The sequence below is a fragment of the Oceanobacillus sp. GQ8 genome (assembly GCF_059758495.1).
The window spans coordinates 209,011-228,871 of the sequence record NZ_JCAXEV010000006.1 but is presented as its reverse complement, the minus strand read 5'-3'; the positions used below and the strand labels follow the sequence as shown (position 1 = coordinate 228,871).

Here is a 19,861-nt window from a genome sequence, read left to right as displayed (position 1 = left end):
ACTATCGATGTAATGAGGTGAATAAATGAAGCAGCTAGAGGATTTCTTACCATTATCCCAAGCAACATACTATATACTTTTATCATTGAGAGTGGAACGACATGGCTATGGCATCATGCAGGATGTAGAGGGAATCAGTCAAGGTGAAGTGAAAATGGGACCGGGTACGTTATATGGTGCCTTAGGTAAATTAGAAAAGCAACAAGTCATACAAAAGGTTACCGTGGAATCAGATGAACGGAGAAAATACTATGCCCTTACAAAACTGGGAAAACAGGTTTTGCAGAAAGAATATATAAGGTTAAGGTCCTTAGTAAACAATGCTACAGATATAATTGAGAGGTTGGAGGTTGAAGAAGATGGCTATTAGGAAATTTCGTCTGTTCCTTGCTTCTGGACTGGAAAAAGAAGAGCAATGGCTCACAGCAATGTCTGCAAAAGGGCTCCATATGAAAAAATACAAACTAGGTTTTTATACGTTTGAAGAAGATAAAAACAAAGCGTTTGTTTACCAAATAGATTTTCAGAGACTTGCAACAGATGACTATATTCAACTTTATGAGGATGCTGGATGGAATTATGTAGATCATTCGATTGGACTGTTCCACTATTTCCGTACAGACGCTTCAAATGAAGCGGTTCCTAAAATTTATTCTGATTATGAGTCGGTAATGGAGGCCTATAAAGGAATGATACGGTTTTACCTAATCATTTTTGCTTTTTTATTACTATCTCAGGTTGGGGCATTAGTCACCTGGAAGGGATATGCTTTACAAATCTTCACCACGGCATTTGCCGGTGTGGTCGTTGTCCTATATATTTATATGCTTATCGCGCTTAAGCGAAAGATTAATTTTTATAAGAGAAATTGAAAGCAGGCATTCATTAAGGATGCCTGCTTTCAATTAATGGAATAAATTCTTTCCATTCGTACAACCGGATTGCTTGGGTGAATTCTCGGTTATAGGATTGGTCTTTGACTACTAATGTTGTTGGTTCTTCATGTAATGTGTTTAAAACTGCAGGCTTATCATCCACATAGTAATCCAGCTGTAGGTTTTGAATAATGTTTAATTTTTCATGGTCATTCATACCATAGAAGAAAGCATCGTCCTCTACAGGGAAACCTTTCTCTTTCATCCAGGATTTTGTGCGTTCACCATGGACCATAGGTCGTGCTGTAATGTAGTAGATCGTATGCCCTTTTTCTTTTAATTCGTTTAGAACCTCAACAGCACCCGCGAATGCGGGGCAATCTGTATAATAAATAGGCTCTAAAGATTGCTCCCACATTGCTTTACCTTCTTTGTCATTTAAGCCAAAAGGCTCGTGGATCTCCACTCGCTTGAGGTCATGAAATGCTTGGAGGGGTATCTGCTTTCCGAGCCTTTTATTATATAGATGAAAGGCATGTGCTCGTAAGTTAATTAAGGTGTCATCAATATCAAAACCAAATTTCATCCATATCCCTCAGTTCTTTTCGCCATGAATAACTGGGTAGCCGGTAATTTTCAGGTCGCTCCCAATTGTCTCCACCTGGAGGTTGTTTAGCTCGATGGCATCCTGCATCTTTTCCGCACCCGTTCCTCCAAGGAAGGAAGGGGCTTGCTGGCCACCAACTAGTTTTGGTGCCATGTACACGACCAGCTTATCGACAAGCTGATCCTCTATAAAGCTTGCATTTATAGTAGCTCCTGCTTCAACTAACAGTGAAGAAATAGCCTTCTTCCCCATATAGTCCAACACTTCTCCGGGATGAATATAATCCCCTTCTAGCATAATGACGTGAACGCCACTTGCCTCTAGTGACTCTTTTTTTTTCTCATTATAAGGGCTTGTAGTAAAAACCCAGGTTTCCGCTTTGTTGTCTTTTACTAGCTGACAGTCTAGCGGGATTTTTAAGGTAGAATCCAGTACAATTCTAATTGGATTCTTTCCATTTGGGATTCGTGCGGTTAGGGCAGGGTTATCCTCTAGTACCGTATTAATTCCAGTAAGAATGGCCATATTTTCATGTCGCAGTCGGTGGACATCTGTGCGAGCTTCCTCTGATGTGATCCATTTACTGCTATTGGTGTGGGTGGCAACCTTTCCATCAAGGGAGGAGCCAACCTTTAGGCTAACAAATGGCCGTTGAGTAACAATATATTTATTAAAAACTTCATTCATTTTAACAGATTCTTGTTCACAAATTCCCGTTATCACCTCAATGCCAGCCCTTTTCAGAATGGCAACTCCATTCCCTGAAACTACTGGATTTGGATCAAGGGTGGCAACCACCACTTTTGCAACGCCTGCCCTAACAACAGCTTCTGCACATGGTCCTGTTCTCCCGTGATGAGAGCAAGGTTCAAGGGTGACGTACATTGTCGCACCTTTCGCATGCTCACCAGCCATACGTAGTGCATGAACTTCTGCATGCGCTTCTCCAGCTTTTAAATGGCTGCCAATTCCTACGATGCGACTTCCATTAACGATGACACAGCCTACTAGTGGGTTGGGGTCTGTTTGTCCCTTCATTGCTTTAGCTTGGTTTAAAGCAAGCTCCATATAATAGCTATGATCAGTCATTCAAACACGTTCCTTCTTCTAAGTGTCCGGATTTAGTTACCTTGGTCTCTAAATATTTTTTGTTGTATTCCGATACATCTCCCCAAAGCGGTGTTCTACCTGAAAGCGGGAGACCAGCCTTTTCTAATGCTTCCATTTTTTTCGGATTGTTTGTAATGAGCGTAACTGCTTTGCTTCGTAGTTGTTTTAATACATGGATGGCATCATCATAATCCCTGGTGTCATTTTCAAACCCGAGCTGTTCATTTGCTTCCACGGTATCATAGCCACTTTCCTGAAGAAGATATGCCATGGCTTTGCTGAACAATCCTATACCCCGGCCTTCGTGATTGGCCAAGTAAAAGAGCGCTCCTGCTCCGTTTTCTTTGATGCGCCTCATAGATTCTTTTAATTGAAATCCACAATCACAGCGTTTGCTACCAAAGATATCTCCTGTGTGGCAGATAGAGTGCATCCGGATAAGTGCTTCATCTGCATTGGCAAAGTCTCCATAAACCAACACACTTGATTGCTGGTATTCGGCTAGATTAGAGGATGCAAGCTTTTCAATGATATGCTCATAGTCTTCTGTTACTTCTTCTTGGCTCAGCCAGCAATACCATTGAAATACTGTCGTTTCGCCATATAAATTAACAGGCAGCTGAATGGGTCCTACTAAGTAGATTGCCTTATCCTTTTGTTTGATAAGCTGTATTTTGTCTTTCAGTATTGAATAAGCATGATGATCATGTTTCATTTCTTCCATTGTTAAATCTCCCTTCACTTTCAATAAGTATAATGAAATTAAGCGGTTGTATCAATTTTCTGTTCTCGTGTAATTGTTATTGTATGTGAATGGAAGGGCGCCCGTATACGCGAGGGTATCAATCAAATCCCCAAACGAAAAGATGGCGGGAAAAAAGATCTAACGAGCAAAAGGCGTACTAATACCCTAATGATTATAGGAAACTCAGGATTTTGAGAACAGTTATTATTGTTTGGTATTTAGAACAAACTTTAGCGAAGGAGAAATGCGAAGACTCCTTGAAAATACATTCGCATTTTCTGCGTGCGATGAATTACTGACGAAGCCTTACTTGTCCAGTGGGAACAGCACGAGTCCGAAGACCCCGGAGGATAGGGGAAGGAACAAAGGCTAAGAGCGCCACGTCCTGTGGCAACGCCTTCGTGACCAACGTCCTGTTGGCCCGAGACTAAGGCCGTGCCCACGGAAAGCGTAGTATTTTCCGTAGCGGAAATTAAGTAGTCCTTTGCTATCTCTTTTATTGTTCTTATTTTTAAAAGGAATGGAATGTTATGTCCTAGTCTCTTTGTTCCCAACTATGCCGTAAAACAATATCTGCATGATATCTTCTGTCAGAGGTAAGATTTTTGTATAGACGTCTTTTTTTTGCATGTATTCGTTCATCATTTGAATATAGAAGAGAATGGCTTCATTAGAGATGGCGGGATCAACAAAACCTTGAGCTTTCCCTTCATTAAATAAATTCATCATCTTTGGAATGGCTTCTTTGGTCATCAGTTTTGCCATATATCCATCCCCTGCTGTATATGCTTTCATGAAATGCTGATAAAAATTTTCATGGATGTTATTGGCAGACTCCTTTTTATTAAAGATTAATCGTTTAAGCTTTTCTGGGAAAGGGAGATCGCTTGTCAGAATAACATCTGCCTCCTGCCACACCTTGTCCACATAGTAGCGGATGACCTCTTCAACTAATCTATCTTTGTTTTTAAAATAGTTATATATCGTCACCTGGGAGACACTAGCTTTTGTGGCAATTTCATTCATGCTTACCTTTTGAACGCCAAACTCTAAAAATAAGCTTAGGGCAGCCTCCAGGATGCTTTGCTTTTTGCGTTCGCGGCGTCGTTCAAATCCGTCCATTTGTTTCACCTCTTTCTAAAGTGTATAAAAAAATATGTAATAAAACAATAAATATATTTCATAAGTTATTGCAAAGCGGATGTTCTTTATATATTATGAACTATATAAGTAATAATATTTCATAATTTAGTGAGGGAAAGGGAGGCCAAGGGACCATGACCATTCTCGAAGCGAAAAATGTAACGAAGTATTTTGGAAAGTTTACAGCGCTGGATGGCGTTGATATGCAAGTGAATGAAGGAGAAGTTTTTGGATTTATTGGACCGAATGGGGCAGGGAAGTCTACCACCATCCGAATCCTGCTCGGTATCTTGAAGGCATCAGAAGGGTCTGTACAGATTTTCGGAAAGGATGCTTGGAAGGATGCAGTGGCCATTCATGAACGTATTGCATATGTTCCTGGTGATGTGAACCTATGGGCAAATTTAACAGGTGGAGAAGTCATTGACCTTTTTACAAAGCTTCGGGGAAGAGTCGATAAAGGGAGAAGGGAAAAACTGATAGAGCGTTTTGAACTAGATCCGACGAAAAAGTGTAGAACGTATTCGAAAGGAAACAGACAAAAGGTGGCACTTGTAGCGGCTTTTGCTTCTGAGGCAGACCTGTATATTCTGGATGAACCAACCTCTGGACTTGATCCATTAATGGAACGTGTTTTTCAGGAGTGCGTCCTAGAAGCGAAAGATGCAGGAAAGAGTGTTTTATTATCAAGCCATATCCTGTCAGAGGTTGAAAGGCTATGCGACCGTGTTGGGATCATTCGCCAGGGTAAAATAATAGAGACTGGCTCGATGGCCGAATTGCGTCACTTAACAAGAACAAACCTTATCGTCCAGACAAAGCAGCCGATGAGCGAATTGGAACAGATGGCGGGAGTGCATGATGTAGAAGAGAAGGAGGGAGTTCTTTCTTTTCAAGTTGATTCAGAAAAACTCGATGAGATGATAAGGTATATCAGTTCGTTTGGCATTTTGAAGTTGGAGAGTGCTCCCCCTAACCTAGAAGACCTGTTCATGAGACATTATGACGGGGGACGGGTAGATACTGAGGGAGGCAATCATAATGCGTAGTACAAGGAAAGGGACGGCTATACTTCTTCGCTTTTTGGTGAAAAGAGATCGGTTGCGAATACCGGTGTTTGTTCTCGCGCTCGTTCTGATAACTTGTATGACTGCGATGGCATTATCAAACTTGTATTCTACTAGTGAAAGTAGACAAATCATGGCTGAAACCATGGTGAATCCAGCAATGACCGCAATGCTTGGAAAAGGTTATGGGTTGGATAACTACACCATTGGGGCGATGATGGCCCACCAAATGCTTCTTTTTACCGCCATTGCGATGGCGATAATGAATATTCTCCTCGTGGCAAGACACACGAGAGCAGACGAAGAGGAAGGGAGAATTGAACTTATTCGTTCGTTGCCTACCGGTCGTTTAGCAAATTTATATGCAACCCTTACCCTTGCCGGTTTTACTAATCTCTTCATTGGAATTCTTACTGGACTAGGGCTTTTTTCACTCGGTATAGAGAGCATTAACCTGGAAGGATCACTACTTTACGGAACAGCATTAGGCGTAACAGGTTTTTTCTTTGCTACTATTACTGCTATTTTTGCTCAGCTTTCAGAGAACGCAAGAGGCACAATTGGATTTTCCTTTACGGTATTAGGCGTTTCCTATTTACTACGGGCGATAGGGGATATCGGCAATGAGGCTCTTTCTATGGCTTCTCCATTGGGTTGGATTCTGAGTTCGGAGGTTTTAGTTACGAATAAATGGCGGCCAATTATCATTACATTCATTGTTTCGCTATTGATAATGATCATTGCTTGCGTCTTGTACAGTAGACGGGATCTTGGGGCAGGTCTGCTTCCAACAAGACCAGGTAAACGAAAAGCCTCAGCTTCCTTATTAAGTCCATTTGGTTTAAGTCTACGCCTGCAACGAACTGGGCTCATCTCTTGGGCAATAGGAATGTTTCTATTAGGAGCTTCTTATGGGTCTGTACTGGGAGACTTGGATTCCTTTTTTGTTGAAAACGATATGTTCCAGCAATTGCTTAATCCAGAAAACGGGCATTCCTTAACAGAGCAGTTTTTAACCATGATAATGTCCATTCTAGCGATGATTAGTACGATACCGGCACTGATGTCTGTTAACAAACTCATTGCGGAAGAGAAAAAAGGGCGTATAGACCATCTGTTGAGTAAGAAGCTATCCCGTAATAGATTACTTGGTAGTACCTTTCTTCTATCTGTTATTACGAGTTTGATCATGGTTTCGGTAACAGCAATTGGGCTAGGGACTGCAGGAAATATGTCGATGGAAAATGGTATGGATTTATGGAATGTTTATAGTGCGGCGCTTGTTTATCTGCCAGCTGTATGGTTTGTGATAGGGTTGGGCATATTGGTGATAGGCATGTTTCCAAAGGCAACCATTGTTGGTTGGATTTATCTCATGTATTCTTTTTTCGTCGTCTATCTAGGAAATCTATTAGAATTTCCCAAGTGGCTTAGCGGAATCTCACCGTATGGCCATATACCTGAACTGTTAATCGAAGAAATGCGTTATCTGCCGGTTTCCATTCTATTTTTACTTGCAATAGTTTTTGTTATTACAGGGTTTATAGGGTATAACAAACGTGATATTCAGGCGTAAGAGGAATTAGGGAGATTTAGTGTGATACTAGCTATTGGCTGTTTGCCTGATCTATAATTGAAATAGTGAGACTAGATGGGCAGGGTGAGGTATATGGACGGTGAAAAAAGTAATATAAAAGACTTTTATTCTTTAATGCGATCAACGAACATACCAAAGATGGCGTTAACGATTGGCTTAATTGGTAGTGTTCTAACAACGCTAGTAGGACTATCCATTCCTATTTTGACAAGAGAGCTGGTTGATGGTTTTTCACTAGCTTCGTTAAGCTGGTTCCTTGTTGTAACAATAGGGGTGGTTTTCATCCTGCAAGCGGTAATAGACGGGGTGTCTACTTATTTGTTAGCAATGGTTGGGCAGCGCATCGTAGCCAGTTTGCGGGAAAGAATGTGGCGCAAGCTAATCCGGATGCCTGTTAGCTATTTTGATAAAACAAAAAGTGGTGAAACAGTCAGTCGAGTAGTAAATGATACTGGTATTGTGAAAGAGTTAATATCAACGCACTTTCCTCAATTTATTACAGGTATCATTTCTATTATTGGTGCGGTTATCATTCTGCTGATCATGGACTGGAAAATGACGTTGATCATGCTTATATCCGTTCCCGTAACGATAGGCATTATGATTCCGCTTGGCAGAAAGATGGCCAAAATATCACGAGCGTTACAGGATGAAACAGCTACATTTACAGGCGATATTCAGCAGACCCTTAGTGAAGTTCGATTAATGAAATCCTCTACAGCAGAGGGGTTTGAGGAGAAAAAAGGGTATGCTGGGATTAGTAAACTGTTTGCCTTCGGACTAAAGGAATCCAAAATCTTTGCTCTAATTGGACCATTAATGTATCTCATCATAATGGTTGTAGTAGTTGTTATTATTGGATATGGTGGGATTCGTGTGGCAGATGGAACGATGTCAACCGGTTCCTTGGTCGCGTTTCTTCTTTATCTATTTCAAATTGTGATGCCGATCACTTCGTTTGCCATGTTTTTTACTCAGCTACAAAAAGCAAAGGGCGCAACAGAACGTATACAACATATTTTGGAGCTTTCTGAAGAAAAAGGTCAGGAAGGGGAACAAGCACAAGTCGCAAATCAGCCGCTATCGGTTGAAAATGTCTCCTTCTCCTATAATGAGAAAGAACCAGTTTTAGAATCTATCAGCTTCACTGCACAGCCAGGGGAAATGATTGCCTTTGCTGGTCCGAGTGGTGGCGGTAAAACGACATTGTTTGGGTTACTGGAACGGTTTTATGAACCTAGTGAGGGTGAAATTAAAATTGGGGAAACACCAATTCAACATTTATCCTTACATACATGGCGTAGTCAAATAGGTTATGTCTCGCAGGAAAGTGCTATGATGGCAGGTACGATTCGAGAAAATTTGACGTACGGGCTGGAAAATCCACAGGGCATTCCGGATGATAAATTATGGGAAGTTGCAAAAATGTCCTATGCAGACCAGTTTATCAAGGGTTTTTCTGAGGGACTTGATACAAAGGTTGGCGAGCGTGGTATAAAGCTCTCAGGCGGGCAGAAGCAACGGATTAATATTGCACGAGCCTTCTTACGTGATCCGAAAATCCTAATGATGGATGAGGCGACAGCTAGTCTTGACAGTCAATCTGAAAGCATTGTGCAACAGGCATTAAGTCGTTTAATGGAAGGGCGAACGACATTTGTGATAGCACATCGCTTATCTACCATTGTAGACGCAGATAAGATTATCTTTATCGAGGATGGCAATATGACTGGAAGTGGAACACATCAAGAATTAATCTCCACCCATAAATTGTACCGGGAATTCGCAGAGCAACAATTATCATAAATTAGGGTTGGGACATAACATTCCTTTCATTCAAGAATATGAACAATAAGAGAGAGAGCAAAGGACTACTTAATTTCCGCTACGGAAAATACTTCGCTTTCCGTGGGCACGGCCTCGGGCCAACAGGATGTTGGTCACAAAGGCGTTGGCACAGGACGTGGCGTTTTTAGCCTTTGTTCCTTTCTCTAACTTCCGGGGCCTTCGAACTCGTGCTGTTCCCACTGGAGTCTACGCATTTTCCTTCGCTGAGTAGTGTGTCAGGCATCCATAGTGTTATAATAAGTTCTGAACGAATGGCGAATCGTATTCAATACGATTCGCCATTCGTTCAGTTTTTGCTTTACCAAATTTTTTTGTCCCACCCTGTTTAAATTTCCATGAATATCGCTTTCCCGTACCTTTGCTGAGAAACAACTTAGTTGCTGTTCGTAGTTATAAAATTAGCTGATAGGACAAATGATAAGTTTAACCTATTTAAAATTTTCTAAAAATATAATATAATCTCTAATTATGCAACTAAGAGGGGGATTAGCTTGAAAGTTTTAGAAAGAATTAGCAGTTTTGTCGGAAATACATTTGCTATTTGGGTGGTATTATTTGCGGTTTTATCCTTTTTCGTACCTTCAGGATTTACTTGGCTGGCGGCCTATATTACACCTTTAATCGGTATCATAATGTTTGGTATGGGGCTTACACTGTCAGCTAAAGATTTCAAAGAAGCATTTAAACGCCCGAAAGATGTTGCGATCGGTGTAGCTGGCCAATTTTTAATCATGCCATTACTTGCCTTCGCACTTGTAACGATTCTGCCTGTTTCCAAAGAGATAGCAGTAGGTGTTATTTTAGTTGGATGCTGTCCTGGTGGTACTTCTTCTAACGTTATGACATTTTTATCTAAAGGAGATACAGCATTGTCTGTTTCGATTACCGCTGTATCTACTATTCTGGCACCTATTTTAACACCTGCTCTAATTTACCTTTTGGCTAGTCAATGGTTAGAAGTATCTGCAGGGGCTTTATTTGTTTCCATTGTACAAATTGTTTTGGTACCTATTTTACTAGGCTTACTCGTTAAAGCATTGTTAAAAGATAAAGTGGAAGCAGGGGTAAAAGCCATTCCCCTAGTATCAGTTATAGGTATTGTAGCAATTGTTACAGCAGTTGTAAGTGTGAACGTAGATCAAATTGCAAAAACTGGACTATTAATTTTTCTAATTGTTGTGCTGCATAATACATTGGGTTATGTAGTTGGCTTAGGACTTGGAAAGGTCATGAGAATGGGTCCTAAGCAACAAAAAGCGGTGTCAATCGAAGTGGGAATGCAAAACTCAGGGCTTGGTGCAACTCTTGCTGCTGCACATTTTAATCCGTTATCTGCAGTGCCAAGTGCAATCTTTAGTGTATGGCACAATATTTCAGGGCCAATTATAGCAACGGTCTATCGTAAATTACAGGAGAAAGAAGAGAATCGGTAGAAAGGTAAAGCCAGAGCTCCCATATGGGGAACCCTGGCTTATTTCATTCTTAATAAAAGTAGCGTATAAAAAGACGAGCGAATCTAAGTCGCTCGACTCTAATCAATCTGAGTTACTTTATTCTGATCCATCAAGCTTTATAATAGTACGTCCTCGTACGCGGCCTTCAAGGATTTCTTGGAGTGTGCCTTCTACTTCTTCTAAAGAGACTTCATTCACAACCTCTTCGTTTAGGTTTGAAGGCTTAAGGTCATCTGCTAATCGTTCCCACACTTTTCTACGAAGTTCCATTGGACATTGAACGGAATCGATCCCAAGCCAGTTCACTCCTCTGCCAATGAAAGGTAGTACGGTTGTATTCACCTCAATGCCACCAACTAACCCTGAAGTAGCGACAGATCCGCTATTTTTTAGGGTGCTGAGAATATATTGCAAGGTTGACCCACCGACAGGATCTACTGCTGCAGCCCAACGTTTTTCTCTTGTTGGTGTATTATCCTGATCAGTAACTTCTTCTCTAGAAATAATCTCTTTCGCGCCAAGCTTCTCCAGATAATTTTTCTCACTAGAGGAACCTGTACTAGCGGTTACGTCATACCCTTTTTTTGCAAGCATATCAACAGCTAGGCTTCCTACACCACCTGTGGCTCCTGCTACTAACACGGGACCTTGAGATGGAGTAAGTCCATTGTCTTCCAACCGTTGCACAGAGAGGGCGGCAGTCAGACCTGCGGTTCCAAGGATCATAGCCTCTCTAAGGGTTAGACCGTCTGGTAAGGGCACGACCCATTCCTTTGGTACTCGTGCTACTTCACTGAAGCCACCATGATGTCCTGTCCCAAGCTCGTAGCTGGTGACAATTACTTTATCCCCAGCCTTGTATGAATCATCACTAGACTCAATGACTGTTCCCGCAAGATCAATTCCTGGGATGTGAGGAAAAGATTTAACCATCTGATGATGCACGCCAACCATGGCGTCTTTATAGTTAACACTGGAGTACGCAACCTTAATTAATACGTCTCCCTTAGGTAGATCTTGAAGCCCTAGTTTTTTGACAGATAATGTTGCTTCATCGTTTTCCTTTGTTAGTACTAATGCTTGAAATTCATTCATCGTAAATCCTTCCTTTCAACTATAATTTACGAAACTATCAAAGTTTATATATTCCCTTCGTAGAAAAATGTAAACGTAGTAATAAAAAAAAGTCCAGTAATATATTGCATTTTGCAACTAACCCTAGTAGTATGAACTATACTGATATATTGCATATTAAAATTTAAAATACAACGTAGAATAAACACAGGGGGATTATATATGAAGGACAAGCTGTCATTTTCATCGTATGCGGTTGTAGGTTTTATGCTTTTCGCACTTTTTTTTGGTGCAGGTAATTTAATTTTCCCTGCGCAACTAGGTCAGAATGCTGGTACTAATTTTTGGCCAGCAGTCCTTGGGTTTTTGCTAACAGGGGTGGGATTGCCATTACTCGGTATATTGGCAATGAGCTATTCTGGCAGTAAAAACTTGCAGGAACTAGCGAGCCGGATCCATCCTGCTTTTGGCATTACCTTTACTGTTATGCTTTATTTAACCATTGGTCCCTTCTTTGCTGCCCCAAGAACGGCAACAGTGGCATATGACGTAGGGTTCTCTTCTTTTATAAATGAAGGGTCGCAGCAAACAGGTTTGCTAATATTTACGCTAATATTTTTCTTGGCAACCCTGTTTTTCTCGTTAAAGCCAGGGAAGCTTATAGACTATATCGGTAAGCTACTGGCTCCGAGTATTGTCGTACTACTTTTAATACTGCTTGGTATGGTAATTGTAAAGCCAATGGGCGACATTCAAGCACCATTAGGAGACTTCCAAGGGAACGCTTTTGTTCAGGGCTTTCTTGAGGGATATAACACGATGGACGCTCTAGCTTCTTTAGTTTTTGGCATTATTGTTATTAAAACCATTCGGTCATTAGGTGTCACTTCAACCAAAGGGGTTCTTGCGGCAACGGCGAGCTCAGGTTTGGTTGCTATTACACTTCTGGGTGTGATCTATGTTGGGATAGCCTATTTAGGTGCTGTGAGTACACAGGAACTTGGTGTTTTCACTACTGGAGGCCCTGTGTTGAGCGGTGGGGCTGCGTATTACTTCGGGAAAACTGGGACGATTTTGTTAGCTGTCATCCTTACGCTTGCTTGTTTAACAACCAGTATCGGGTTAACCACAGCATGTGCAGAATATTTCCAAACCCTTTTCCCGAAAATAGGATACAAAGCTTTTGCGATTTTCTTTACAGGGATTACTTTTATTATAGCTAATTTCGGGCTCGCTAATATTATTACCTATTCTGTTCCTGTTCTAATGCTTCTTTATCCACTAGCAATTGTGTTAATGCTTTTAGCATTCTTATCAGGTTTTTTCCGGCACAAGAGAGTCGTTTATGCTATTACCATCGCTGTAACGTTTCTAATTAGTGTTACAGATGGCCTGAAGTCATTATGTAATTCGTTGGGTATAGAGTATTTTGACTGGTTAACGCCAATTCTATCCTTCTATGAAAAGGTATTGCCATTATACAATCAAGGGCTGGGCTGGTTGCTACCTGCCTTGGTGATTGTACTCATTGCAAGTGTAGCTTTACGAGGTTTCCATGTTAGGGCGAAAGCGTCAGTGAAATAAAGGTTTCAGCTAGTTTTGTTTTACCATACCTATTTTAAAAAAATAAAAAACGCCGGACGATGGCTGAAAATCGTCTGGCGTTTTCCTATTCCTTGTCATGCAGTGCTTGAAATTCATCAATCGCCCGAAGCCAATTTTCTTTCATGATAGGAGCGATAGCGTCGCTTTTACCTTCTCTCATTAATTGGATAATGGCGTGATGCTCCTCAACAGATTTCTCAGTTAAGATAATGGAGTTATGAAAGAATTGCCTTCTAACATGCGCTTGTAGGGAGGAAATAATAGAATGTATATAAGAATTATTTGCTGTATTAACAATAATTTGGTGAAAGTCCTCATCTATTTTAAGTGAAGCATAGTAGTTCTCAGATCGAATAGCATTGGCAAATTGCTCGTTTGTACGCTCCAGCAGTTCTAAGACGTCTTCGGTAATATGGGAAATAGCTAGTTCTGCGGATAAAGCCTGTAATGCGGCAAGTGGTGGCAACAGGTCAAGAATAGCATCCTTTTCAACCTCTGTTACTTGTGTCGCCTTCCCTGGATACATTTTAACAAATCCCCGCATCTCTAACATTTGTAATGACTCCCTAATTGGAGTTCTACTCACACCAAGCGCTTTGGCAAGCTCTGTATCATTCAACTTTTCACCGGGCTGTAAGGTTCCATCAATAATCCATTGTTGAATTTGCGTGAAGGCATTCTCTTTAGCAGTCTGACGGACAGGCTTGGCATGATTAGCTGGAATCGGCATATTGGTTCACCCACCTTTTTTGTTATCGTATACTATTAGTATACATGAAAAAGCTTGCGAATAAAATATCCAATATATCGCTGGGTTAATAGAGAGGGAGGTGTCGTGTTGAATCACTATGAAAGAAAGGCGTATGAGGAATTAATGGAATGGAAATGGGAGCTATTCTCTAAAACAAGCTTGTTTAAAAAGTTCTCAAAAAAAGCCCAAACAAAAATAAACGGTATCATCCCTGAAAAGGTGCACCAAGTTATGACTGACGGGATCCAGCAAATGGTGAAAATGACCTTATTTGGTTCCGATTTAACCACAAAAAAACCAGAGCTTGCCTATGCAAGCCTCCAGGAAAAGGATGAGCTTGTTAGAGAAAAGCTAACTATATATAGAAGGACTGCAACAGTGGAAGGTGCGGGGACAGGAGCAGGCGGTATCTTTTTAGGAATAGCGGATTTTCCTTTGTTACTGTCAATAAAAATAAAATACCTGTTTGAAGTTGCTGCGATTTATGGTTTTGATACAAAGGATTACTCTGAACGATTGTTTATTCTGCACGTGTTCCAGCTTGCTTTCTCAGATGATAGAAAAAAGAGGGAGACATTCCACACGCTTGATAATTGGAATGAAAAAAAGCATGAGATAACAGAAATGGACTGGCGGGAATTTCAGCAGGAGTATCGAGATTATATTGATTTAGTAAAGTTACTGCAACTTATCCCTGGGTTTGGGGCGATTGTCGGGGCATATGCCAATTACAACTTATTGGATCAGCTTGGAACGACAGCTATACATGCTTACCATCTTAGGTTGTTTAAGGAAAGCCCGCTTGATTATGTGGAAGAGTAGGGTATGGAAGCATAAAAACAAGAGCCAATCATAGGAAAGTGTGATTGGCTCTTTGTCTATTCAAAAGAAAACTTACTGCTCAACCTTTTTAATAAGGATCTGCTTCATGTCCCTTTTTAATCGCTTGTTCAGGTGCTTTTTCACTGTCCTTATTACCTAATGGGTTCATGCTAGATCCGTCTTTCTTAGCGTTAGCAAGACCTTCGCGAAGACGACGGCCATATTCTTCATCGGCCTCTTCAGCAAGGGCGACCATTTTATCTTGGATACGCTGGTCACATTCAGCTAGATCACCAACCATATTGCCAATTAATTCGTCTTTCTCCCAATCTTCAAATTGGCGGTAGGTCTCTCCGGCTTGCTTTGTGTTATCATTTCGTTCAATAGACTCCCTGACTAATTTCCCTTGGACTTTAGGAGTATGCTCTTTTCCGGTTTGTTCTGCTTCCTTCAACCCGCCAAGTGTAGAAGGCTCGTAGTTAACATGAGGATTCTGTCCCGGTGCCTTATCATTTTCGTAACGTAGTTGACCACCTTCTTGATTTGTGGCCACGCGTTTTTTAGCTGCGTTAATTGGTAGCTGCAGGTAGTTAGCTCCAACGCGATACCGCTGTGTATCTGAATAGGAGAAGGTACGACCTTGAAGCATTTTATCATCGGAAAAGTCAAGCCCATCGACTAAGACACCAGTTCCAAATGAAGCTTGCTCCACCTCGGTAAAGTAGTTTTCAGGGTTTTTATTTAAGACCATCTTTCCAACTGGAAGCCATGGGAATTGGTCTTCAGGCCAAAGCTTCGTATCGTCGAGTGGGTCAAAATCAAGCTCGGGATGCTCTTCATCGCTCATAATCTGTACAAAAAGCTCCCACTCAGGATAATCGCCCTTTTCGATAGCATCATACAAATCCTGGGTTGCATGATTAAAATTCGTTGCCTGGATTTCAGCAGCCTCTTTCATGGTAAGGTTTTTAATACCCTGTTTCGGCTCCCAATGATACTTAACCAGCACGGCTACACCTTCCTGGTTAACCCACCTGTACGTGTTTACGCCAGAACCTTGCATCATACGGTAATTTGCCGGGATCCCCCAAGGAGAGTAAACAAACGTAACCATATGAAATGATTCAGGAGAGTTGGAACAAAAATCAAAAAAACGCTGGCTGTCTTGAATGTTGGTTACAGGATCTGGGCGAAAAGCGTGAATCATATCCGGGAATTTCATAGCATCGCGGATAAAAAAGATTTTAAGATTGTTTCCTACAAGATCCCAATTGCCATCTTCGGTGTAGAATTTAACTGCAAATCCTCGTGGATCGCGGACGGTTTCAGGCGAGTGATTACCATGTACAACGGTAGAAAAACGTACAAATACTGGTGTTTGCTTGCCTTTATCTTGAAATACCTTTGCACGAGTGTATTTTGAAACAGGATCGTCTCCAGCTGTCCCATAGGTTTCAAAATAGCCGTGCGCTCCTGCACCACGAGCATGTACAATTCGTTCCGGTACTTTTTCTCTGTCAAAGTGACTTATTTTCTCGATGAAGTCATAGTTTTCTAACGTAGCTGGACCGCGGTTCCCTACTGTGCGTATGTTTTGATTATTCGTGACGGGATGACCCTGTCTGGTGGTTAATGTGTCTTCGTTTTCTATGTTCGTTTGTCCAGTCCGTGATTCTTTTTCACTCACAATATCAACCATCCTTTTTAAAATATTTCATTCCCTATTAGCTTTCCCAATATTGCTTGAAAAAACTCCCTTTTTCCGGCGAAAATTTTAAAAATGAATAACCGTCGAAGTAGCTACTACAATCATAAAAATACAAGGGAGCAAAAGGAGGAATTTAGACCATAAATTTTTATTCTAAAACGACTATTTTAGTAATGATGGGAGGAGGTACAAATTAAAAAAAGCACTCCAAAAGTCAGATTTTACTCTAACTTTTGGGGTGCAGTACAAAAAAGGAATGTTTTTAATTTGTTCTTCATATTAAGTTAGATTGCTAATGTTCGTTACTTACTAGTTCGGCTTTTGCTATTAATAGAACCGCTACTATTAATAGGATAATAGAAATAGCGGTGGCAATAATGATCATCATTATATCTGGCTGGCCTAAGAAAAGGCTGCGAATTGCCGTAACTTGGTACGTTATCGGGTTAAACCAAGATATGAATTGAATATACACCGGCGCGCTTTCTATCGCGTAAAATGTTGGAGCTGTAAACAAAATTGGCAATGTCATTAAACCAAGGACAATGTCCCTTTGATGATAATCATTTATTCTTGTCGTTATGATAATACCTAAAGAACACCAAAATATAATCCCTACTATTCCAAGAGATATGGCAAGTATTAAATTCGTCATGGAACAGGTTATTCCATAGAACAAAGAAAGCACGGCAAGCAGCACTCCTTGAATTAAAAACACAAAAAATGGGTAAACCATCAATCCGGTTACATAACTAAGGGGCGATATGCCATTCATAAATTTGTACCCAAGCAGTCCCCACCGCTTATCAATGGTACTTCTGTATACGGTGTGGCTCATTAAGCTGATAACTAACATCATAAGAATACCGGGGAGTGTAAAAGCTAAGAAATCTACTTCCGTACCATTTACAAGTATTCCACCAGTCATTCCTCTTAATCCAGCCATGAAGAATACGAGGTACAAAATAGGGTTTAGAAATGCGTTCACGAGTAAAGGTTTATTGTGCCATACTGCTTTTAGCTCATTCTCTGCCAGAATAAAGGTTTTTGCCCAGTGAAAGCGGGTCCCTTTGCGAAACGTTCTAGTATTTACAAAATTTGTATCACTTCTCAACATCATCCTTCCTCCTTTGCTCTTGCGACTTCTAGATATGCTTCTCGAAGCCCAGGAGAAGTCCGATTTATGTCCATTACGAATACAAGTGTATCCAGTGTATTTATTATCTGGCCAATTGCTGTATTCCTTTTAATTTCTATAGCTAAAGGCTTTAAATCGTTAATCGTAACGACACCTTCAATTTCTTCTAACTTCAATTTATCTAGCTCTGCTAGCTCTCCCTCATATTCAATCGTGAGTATCTCTTTATCACGATAATGAGAAATGAATTTCGTTTTAGGCTCATAAGCTACAATACTTCCTTGCTTTAAAAGCAGCACGCTATCACAATAACTGTCCAATAGATTTAGATCATGTGAAGATACGATTACTAGGCCACCTTTATTTGCTTTATCTTTTAAATGGGACAGTAATTTCTCTGATGATTCAGCATCAAGTCCGGTAGTAGGTTCATCCAATATCATAATGTCTGGATGGTGGACGAGGGCTCTAGCAATTTGAACTCTTTGTTGCTGACCACCTGATAATGCATCCACATCTCGATCTTTATATTCTAATAAACCAACTAAATCAAGCGCTGCAAGTGTATCTATTTTTGAGACTTTCCTATTTTTCCCTGCTAATCTTGCGCTAACGATAACATTGTCAAATACAATTAAATACCAATCTATTGCATGTGTCTGCTTACTCCAACCAATGTTATGGAAAGGGGAGTTACGATTTATGAGATTTTTATTGAAAAATACGTCACCTAGTGTGGGCATCATTAGTCCGCAAAGTGCGTTCAAAAAGGTAGACTTACCAGCACCATTTGCACCGACAAGCGCTATTAATTCACCTTTTTTAAATGTCACATTAATATCTTTAATTCCCCAAACTTTATTACCATATTGAACACCAAGTTGAGATACTTCAATTACATTATCGTCTGATTTTGCCACTTAATAATTCACTCCTTATTTTATAATGTTATAAAATAAGGTTTGGTACAATTTCCCTAATTCCCATATAAATGCTCCTCACATTAGTAAATCGTTTCCAATTTCATCTTCAGTATAACGTACTCTTTAGCATTCAAGCAATTAATAGTCTGATTAATAGGAATAATATGAAAAGAGCGTGGACGTTTGCATATATAACCCGGAGCTTTTCTTAAATAAATTTGCCTTTTTATGACTATTCTTCCAGGACAGGCTATATACATAGTAATAGAAAAACTATCGGGGGTAGCTATAAATGTTTTGGGAGCTTGTACAACAATATGAAAACCAATTAAATATTGCACTGTCTATTGTTATCCTTGCAGTGTTTTTATTACTTAGAATTCGATTCACAACAACGATTTTTCGTTTGTTGCTGAAAGTAAGCAAGAATACATGGAATGGCTTTTTTGCGCAACTGCGTACCTCTTTTGAGAAGCCTTTACAATTATTAATAGCCGTGATTGGCATTTACTTCGCAGTCGATGTGTTTCCTTATTTTAATGAAAGCAATGCACTATTTAACCATTTAGTTCGTTCATCGGTAATTTTTGCGGTGGGATGGGGGTTGTATAACCTTTCTTCATCATCCTCTTTGTTATTTTCCAAGATTAATCATAAGTACAATGTAAAAATTGATCACATCTTAATTCCGTTTTTTTCTAAAGCACTGCGGCTCATTATCGTAGCCATCGGTATTAGCGTTATTGCTCAGGAATTTGAGTATGATATTAACGGCTTTGTTGCTGGTCTCGGCATTGGGGGACTTGCCTTCGCTTTAGCGGCAAAGGATGCTTTAGCAAACTTATTCGGTGGGATCATTATTATTACAGAAAAGCCATTTACCATTGGAGATTGGATTAAAACACCAAGCGTTGAAGGAACAATTGAAGATATAAGCTTTCGCAGTACGAAAGTACGAACCTTTGCCCAAGCGCTTGTCACTGTACCCAATGCCACACTTTCAAATGAGGCAATAACAAATTGGAGCAAAATGGGGAAGCGCCAAATCACATTTAAATTGGCCTTAATGTATGGGGCAAAAAGAGAACAATTGGAAGGAATAGTAAAAGAGATTCAAGTTCTCCTAAGGCATCATGACGCCATAAACAAGGAAACAATTCTAGTAAACGTGGATGCATACGGCGAAAATGGCTGGGAAATCTTTCTTTATTTCTTCACAAATACTACAGATTGGGAAGAACACTTGAAGGTAAAGCAAGAAATTAACCTTGCTATTCTAGCTATTATTGAAAGAGAAAAACTTGAAATTGCCATCCCTACAAGGAAGTTATATGTAGAGCCGGAAATGGTGCAGGGGAAGCAGAGAGAGACGTTATTAGGACAGGAAAGCTAAC

General features: G+C 40.4%; 18 protein-coding genes. 9 read left to right on the top strand and 9 right to left on the bottom strand.

The window, feature by feature from the left end; all coding sequences use genetic code 11:
• Positions 1-25: 25 nt before the first annotated feature.
• Together AC6CHS_RS18255 and AC6CHS_RS18250 are read left to right on the top strand one after the other, a co-directional pair.
• Positions 26-370 carry a PadR family transcriptional regulator gene (locus tag AC6CHS_RS18255; protein ID WP_498238148.1) on the top strand — a complete coding sequence of 115 codons (345 nt, stop codon included), beginning with the start codon at positions 26-28 and terminating at the stop codon, positions 368-370.
• Positions 360-872 (top strand): DUF2812 domain-containing protein, encoded by a 513-nt coding sequence (locus AC6CHS_RS18250; protein ID WP_498238147.1) that lies wholly within the window; start codon positions 360-362, stop codon positions 870-872. Before AC6CHS_RS18255 ends, AC6CHS_RS18250 begins: the two co-directional genes overlap by 11 nt.
• 13 nt (positions 873-885) lie before the next feature.
• Here AC6CHS_RS18250 and AC6CHS_RS18245 read toward each other — a convergent pair whose 3' ends face one another.
• The 4 genes from AC6CHS_RS18245 to AC6CHS_RS18230 all read right to left on the bottom strand — a co-directional run bounded on the left by AC6CHS_RS18245 (position 886) and on the right by AC6CHS_RS18230 (position 4,459).
• On the bottom strand, positions 886-1,461 hold the full coding sequence (locus AC6CHS_RS18245) for a 5' nucleotidase, NT5C type (protein ID WP_498238146.1): 576 nt from the start codon (positions 1,459-1,461) through the stop codon (positions 886-888).
• A gap of 9 nt (positions 1,462-1,470) precedes the next feature.
• Positions 1,471-2,571 carry a bifunctional diaminohydroxyphosphoribosylaminopyrimidine deaminase/5-amino-6-(5-phosphoribosylamino)uracil reductase RibD gene (ribD, locus tag AC6CHS_RS18240; protein ID WP_498238145.1) on the bottom strand — a complete coding sequence of 367 codons (1,101 nt, stop codon included), beginning with the start codon at positions 2,569-2,571 and terminating at the stop codon, positions 1,471-1,473.
• The gene (locus AC6CHS_RS18235) at positions 2,564-3,316 is read right to left on the bottom strand and encodes a GTP cyclohydrolase II (protein WP_036576971.1); all 753 of its coding nucleotides are present in this window, start codon (positions 3,314-3,316) and stop codon (positions 2,564-2,566) included. Before AC6CHS_RS18235 ends, ribD begins: the two co-directional genes overlap by 8 nt.
• 549 nt (positions 3,317-3,865) lie before the next feature.
• The gene (locus AC6CHS_RS18230) at positions 3,866-4,459 is read right to left on the bottom strand and encodes a TetR/AcrR family transcriptional regulator (protein ID WP_498238144.1); all 594 of its coding nucleotides are present in this window, start codon (positions 4,457-4,459) and stop codon (positions 3,866-3,868) included.
• 155 nt (positions 4,460-4,614) lie between these two features.
• On the opposite strand from AC6CHS_RS18230, the gene AC6CHS_RS18225 reads away from it, so the two are divergent.
• From AC6CHS_RS18225 to AC6CHS_RS18210, 4 genes are all read left to right on the top strand, one after another.
• Positions 4,615-5,529, top strand: coding sequence for an ABC transporter ATP-binding protein (locus AC6CHS_RS18225; protein ID WP_498238143.1), 915 nt, complete (start codon positions 4,615-4,617; stop codon positions 5,527-5,529).
• Positions 5,522-7,123, top strand: coding sequence for an ABC transporter permease (locus tag AC6CHS_RS18220; protein WP_498238142.1), 1,602 nt, complete (start codon positions 5,522-5,524; stop codon positions 7,121-7,123). Before AC6CHS_RS18225 ends, AC6CHS_RS18220 begins: the two co-directional genes overlap by 8 nt.
• A 135-nt stretch (positions 7,124-7,258) precedes the next feature.
• Complete coding sequence (locus AC6CHS_RS18215) at positions 7,259-8,950, top strand: ABC transporter ATP-binding protein (RefSeq protein WP_498238141.1); 1,692 nt, start codon at positions 7,259-7,261, stop codon at positions 8,948-8,950.
• A gap of 533 nt (positions 8,951-9,483) precedes the next feature.
• Positions 9,484-10,425: a bile acid:sodium symporter family protein gene (locus tag AC6CHS_RS18210; RefSeq protein ID WP_498238140.1), complete on the top strand. Its 942-nt coding sequence runs from the start codon at positions 9,484-9,486 to the stop codon at positions 10,423-10,425.
• Positions 10,426-10,542: 117 nt separating this feature from the next.
• Here the strand turns inward: AC6CHS_RS18210 and AC6CHS_RS18205 are convergent, their stop codons facing one another.
• Positions 10,543-11,541, bottom strand: a complete 999-nt coding sequence (locus AC6CHS_RS18205) for an acrylyl-CoA reductase family protein (protein ID WP_498238139.1) — start codon at positions 11,539-11,541, stop codon at positions 10,543-10,545.
• 201 nt (positions 11,542-11,742) lie between these two features.
• Between AC6CHS_RS18205 and brnQ the strand changes: the two genes are divergently transcribed.
• The gene (brnQ, locus tag AC6CHS_RS18200; protein ID WP_498238138.1) at positions 11,743-13,104 is read left to right on the top strand and encodes a branched-chain amino acid transport system II carrier protein; all 1,362 of its coding nucleotides are present in this window, start codon (positions 11,743-11,745) and stop codon (positions 13,102-13,104) included.
• Between the two features lie 85 nt (positions 13,105-13,189).
• Here brnQ and AC6CHS_RS18195 read toward each other — a convergent pair whose 3' ends face one another.
• The gene (locus AC6CHS_RS18195) at positions 13,190-13,855 is read right to left on the bottom strand and encodes a GntR family transcriptional regulator (RefSeq protein ID WP_498238137.1); all 666 of its coding nucleotides are present in this window, start codon (positions 13,853-13,855) and stop codon (positions 13,190-13,192) included.
• 108 nt (positions 13,856-13,963) lie between these two features.
• Here AC6CHS_RS18195 and AC6CHS_RS18190 point away from each other — a divergent pair, with 108 nt between their 5' ends.
• Complete coding sequence (locus AC6CHS_RS18190) at positions 13,964-14,698, top strand: EcsC family protein (protein ID WP_498238136.1); 735 nt, start codon at positions 13,964-13,966, stop codon at positions 14,696-14,698.
• 88 nt (positions 14,699-14,786) lie between these two features.
• Here the strand turns inward: AC6CHS_RS18190 and AC6CHS_RS18185 are convergent, their stop codons facing one another.
• The 3 genes from AC6CHS_RS18185 to AC6CHS_RS18175 all read right to left on the bottom strand — a co-directional run bounded on the left by AC6CHS_RS18185 (position 14,787) and on the right by AC6CHS_RS18175 (position 18,464).
• The gene (locus tag AC6CHS_RS18185) at positions 14,787-16,397 is read right to left on the bottom strand and encodes a catalase (protein ID WP_498238135.1); all 1,611 of its coding nucleotides are present in this window, start codon (positions 16,395-16,397) and stop codon (positions 14,787-14,789) included.
• A gap of 301 nt (positions 16,398-16,698) precedes the next feature.
• Positions 16,699-17,523 carry an ABC transporter permease gene (locus AC6CHS_RS18180; RefSeq protein ID WP_498238134.1) on the bottom strand — a complete coding sequence of 275 codons (825 nt, stop codon included), beginning with the start codon at positions 17,521-17,523 and terminating at the stop codon, positions 16,699-16,701.
• Complete coding sequence (locus tag AC6CHS_RS18175; RefSeq protein WP_498238133.1) at positions 17,523-18,464, bottom strand: metal ABC transporter ATP-binding protein; 942 nt, start codon at positions 18,462-18,464, stop codon at positions 17,523-17,525. The genes AC6CHS_RS18180 and AC6CHS_RS18175 overlap by 1 nt, the downstream gene beginning before the upstream one ends.
• Before the next feature lie 295 nt (positions 18,465-18,759).
• On the opposite strand from AC6CHS_RS18175, the gene AC6CHS_RS18170 reads away from it, so the two are divergent.
• Positions 18,760-19,860 carry a mechanosensitive ion channel family protein gene (locus tag AC6CHS_RS18170; protein ID WP_498238132.1) on the top strand — a complete coding sequence of 367 codons (1,101 nt, stop codon included), beginning with the start codon at positions 18,760-18,762 and terminating at the stop codon, positions 19,858-19,860.
• The last annotated feature ends 1 nt before the right edge of the window (position 19,861 follow it).

What these genes read in the sequence shown, in the direction of transcription:
- AC6CHS_RS18255 (WP_498238148.1), top strand. Translation starts at nt 26, where the DNA reads ATGAAGCAGCTAGAGGATTTCTTACCATTATCCCAAGCAACATACTAT.
- AC6CHS_RS18250 (WP_498238147.1), top strand. Translation starts at nt 360, where the DNA reads ATGGCTATTAGGAAATTTCGTCTGTTCCTTGCTTCTGGACTGGAAAAA.
- AC6CHS_RS18245 (WP_498238146.1), bottom strand. Translation starts at nt 1,461, where the DNA reads ATGAAATTTGGTTTTGATATTGATGACACCTTAATTAACTTACGAGCA.
- ribD (WP_498238145.1), bottom strand. Translation starts at nt 2,571, where the DNA reads ATGACTGATCATAGCTATTATATGGAGCTTGCTTTAAACCAAGCTAAA.
- AC6CHS_RS18235 (WP_036576971.1), bottom strand. Translation starts at nt 3,316, where the DNA reads ATGGAAGAAATGAAACATGATCATCATGCTTATTCAATACTGAAAGAC.
- AC6CHS_RS18230 (WP_498238144.1), bottom strand. Translation starts at nt 4,459, where the DNA reads ATGGACGGATTTGAACGACGCCGCGAACGCAAAAAGCAAAGCATCCTG.
- AC6CHS_RS18225 (WP_498238143.1), top strand. Translation starts at nt 4,615, where the DNA reads ATGACCATTCTCGAAGCGAAAAATGTAACGAAGTATTTTGGAAAGTTT.
- AC6CHS_RS18220 (WP_498238142.1), top strand. Translation starts at nt 5,522, where the DNA reads ATGCGTAGTACAAGGAAAGGGACGGCTATACTTCTTCGCTTTTTGGTG.
- AC6CHS_RS18215 (WP_498238141.1), top strand. Translation starts at nt 7,259, where the DNA reads ATGCGATCAACGAACATACCAAAGATGGCGTTAACGATTGGCTTAATT.
- AC6CHS_RS18205 (WP_498238139.1), bottom strand. Translation starts at nt 11,541, where the DNA reads ATGAATGAATTTCAAGCATTAGTACTAACAAAGGAAAACGATGAAGCA.
- brnQ (WP_498238138.1), top strand. Translation starts at nt 11,743, where the DNA reads ATGAAGGACAAGCTGTCATTTTCATCGTATGCGGTTGTAGGTTTTATG.
- AC6CHS_RS18195 (WP_498238137.1), bottom strand. Translation starts at nt 13,855, where the DNA reads ATGCCGATTCCAGCTAATCATGCCAAGCCTGTCCGTCAGACTGCTAAA.
- AC6CHS_RS18185 (WP_498238135.1), bottom strand. Translation starts at nt 16,397, where the DNA reads ATGGTTGATATTGTGAGTGAAAAAGAATCACGGACTGGACAAACGAAC.
- AC6CHS_RS18180 (WP_498238134.1), bottom strand. Translation starts at nt 17,523, where the DNA reads ATGTTGAGAAGTGATACAAATTTTGTAAATACTAGAACGTTTCGCAAA.
- AC6CHS_RS18170 (WP_498238132.1), top strand. Translation starts at nt 18,760, where the DNA reads ATGTTTTGGGAGCTTGTACAACAATATGAAAACCAATTAAATATTGCA.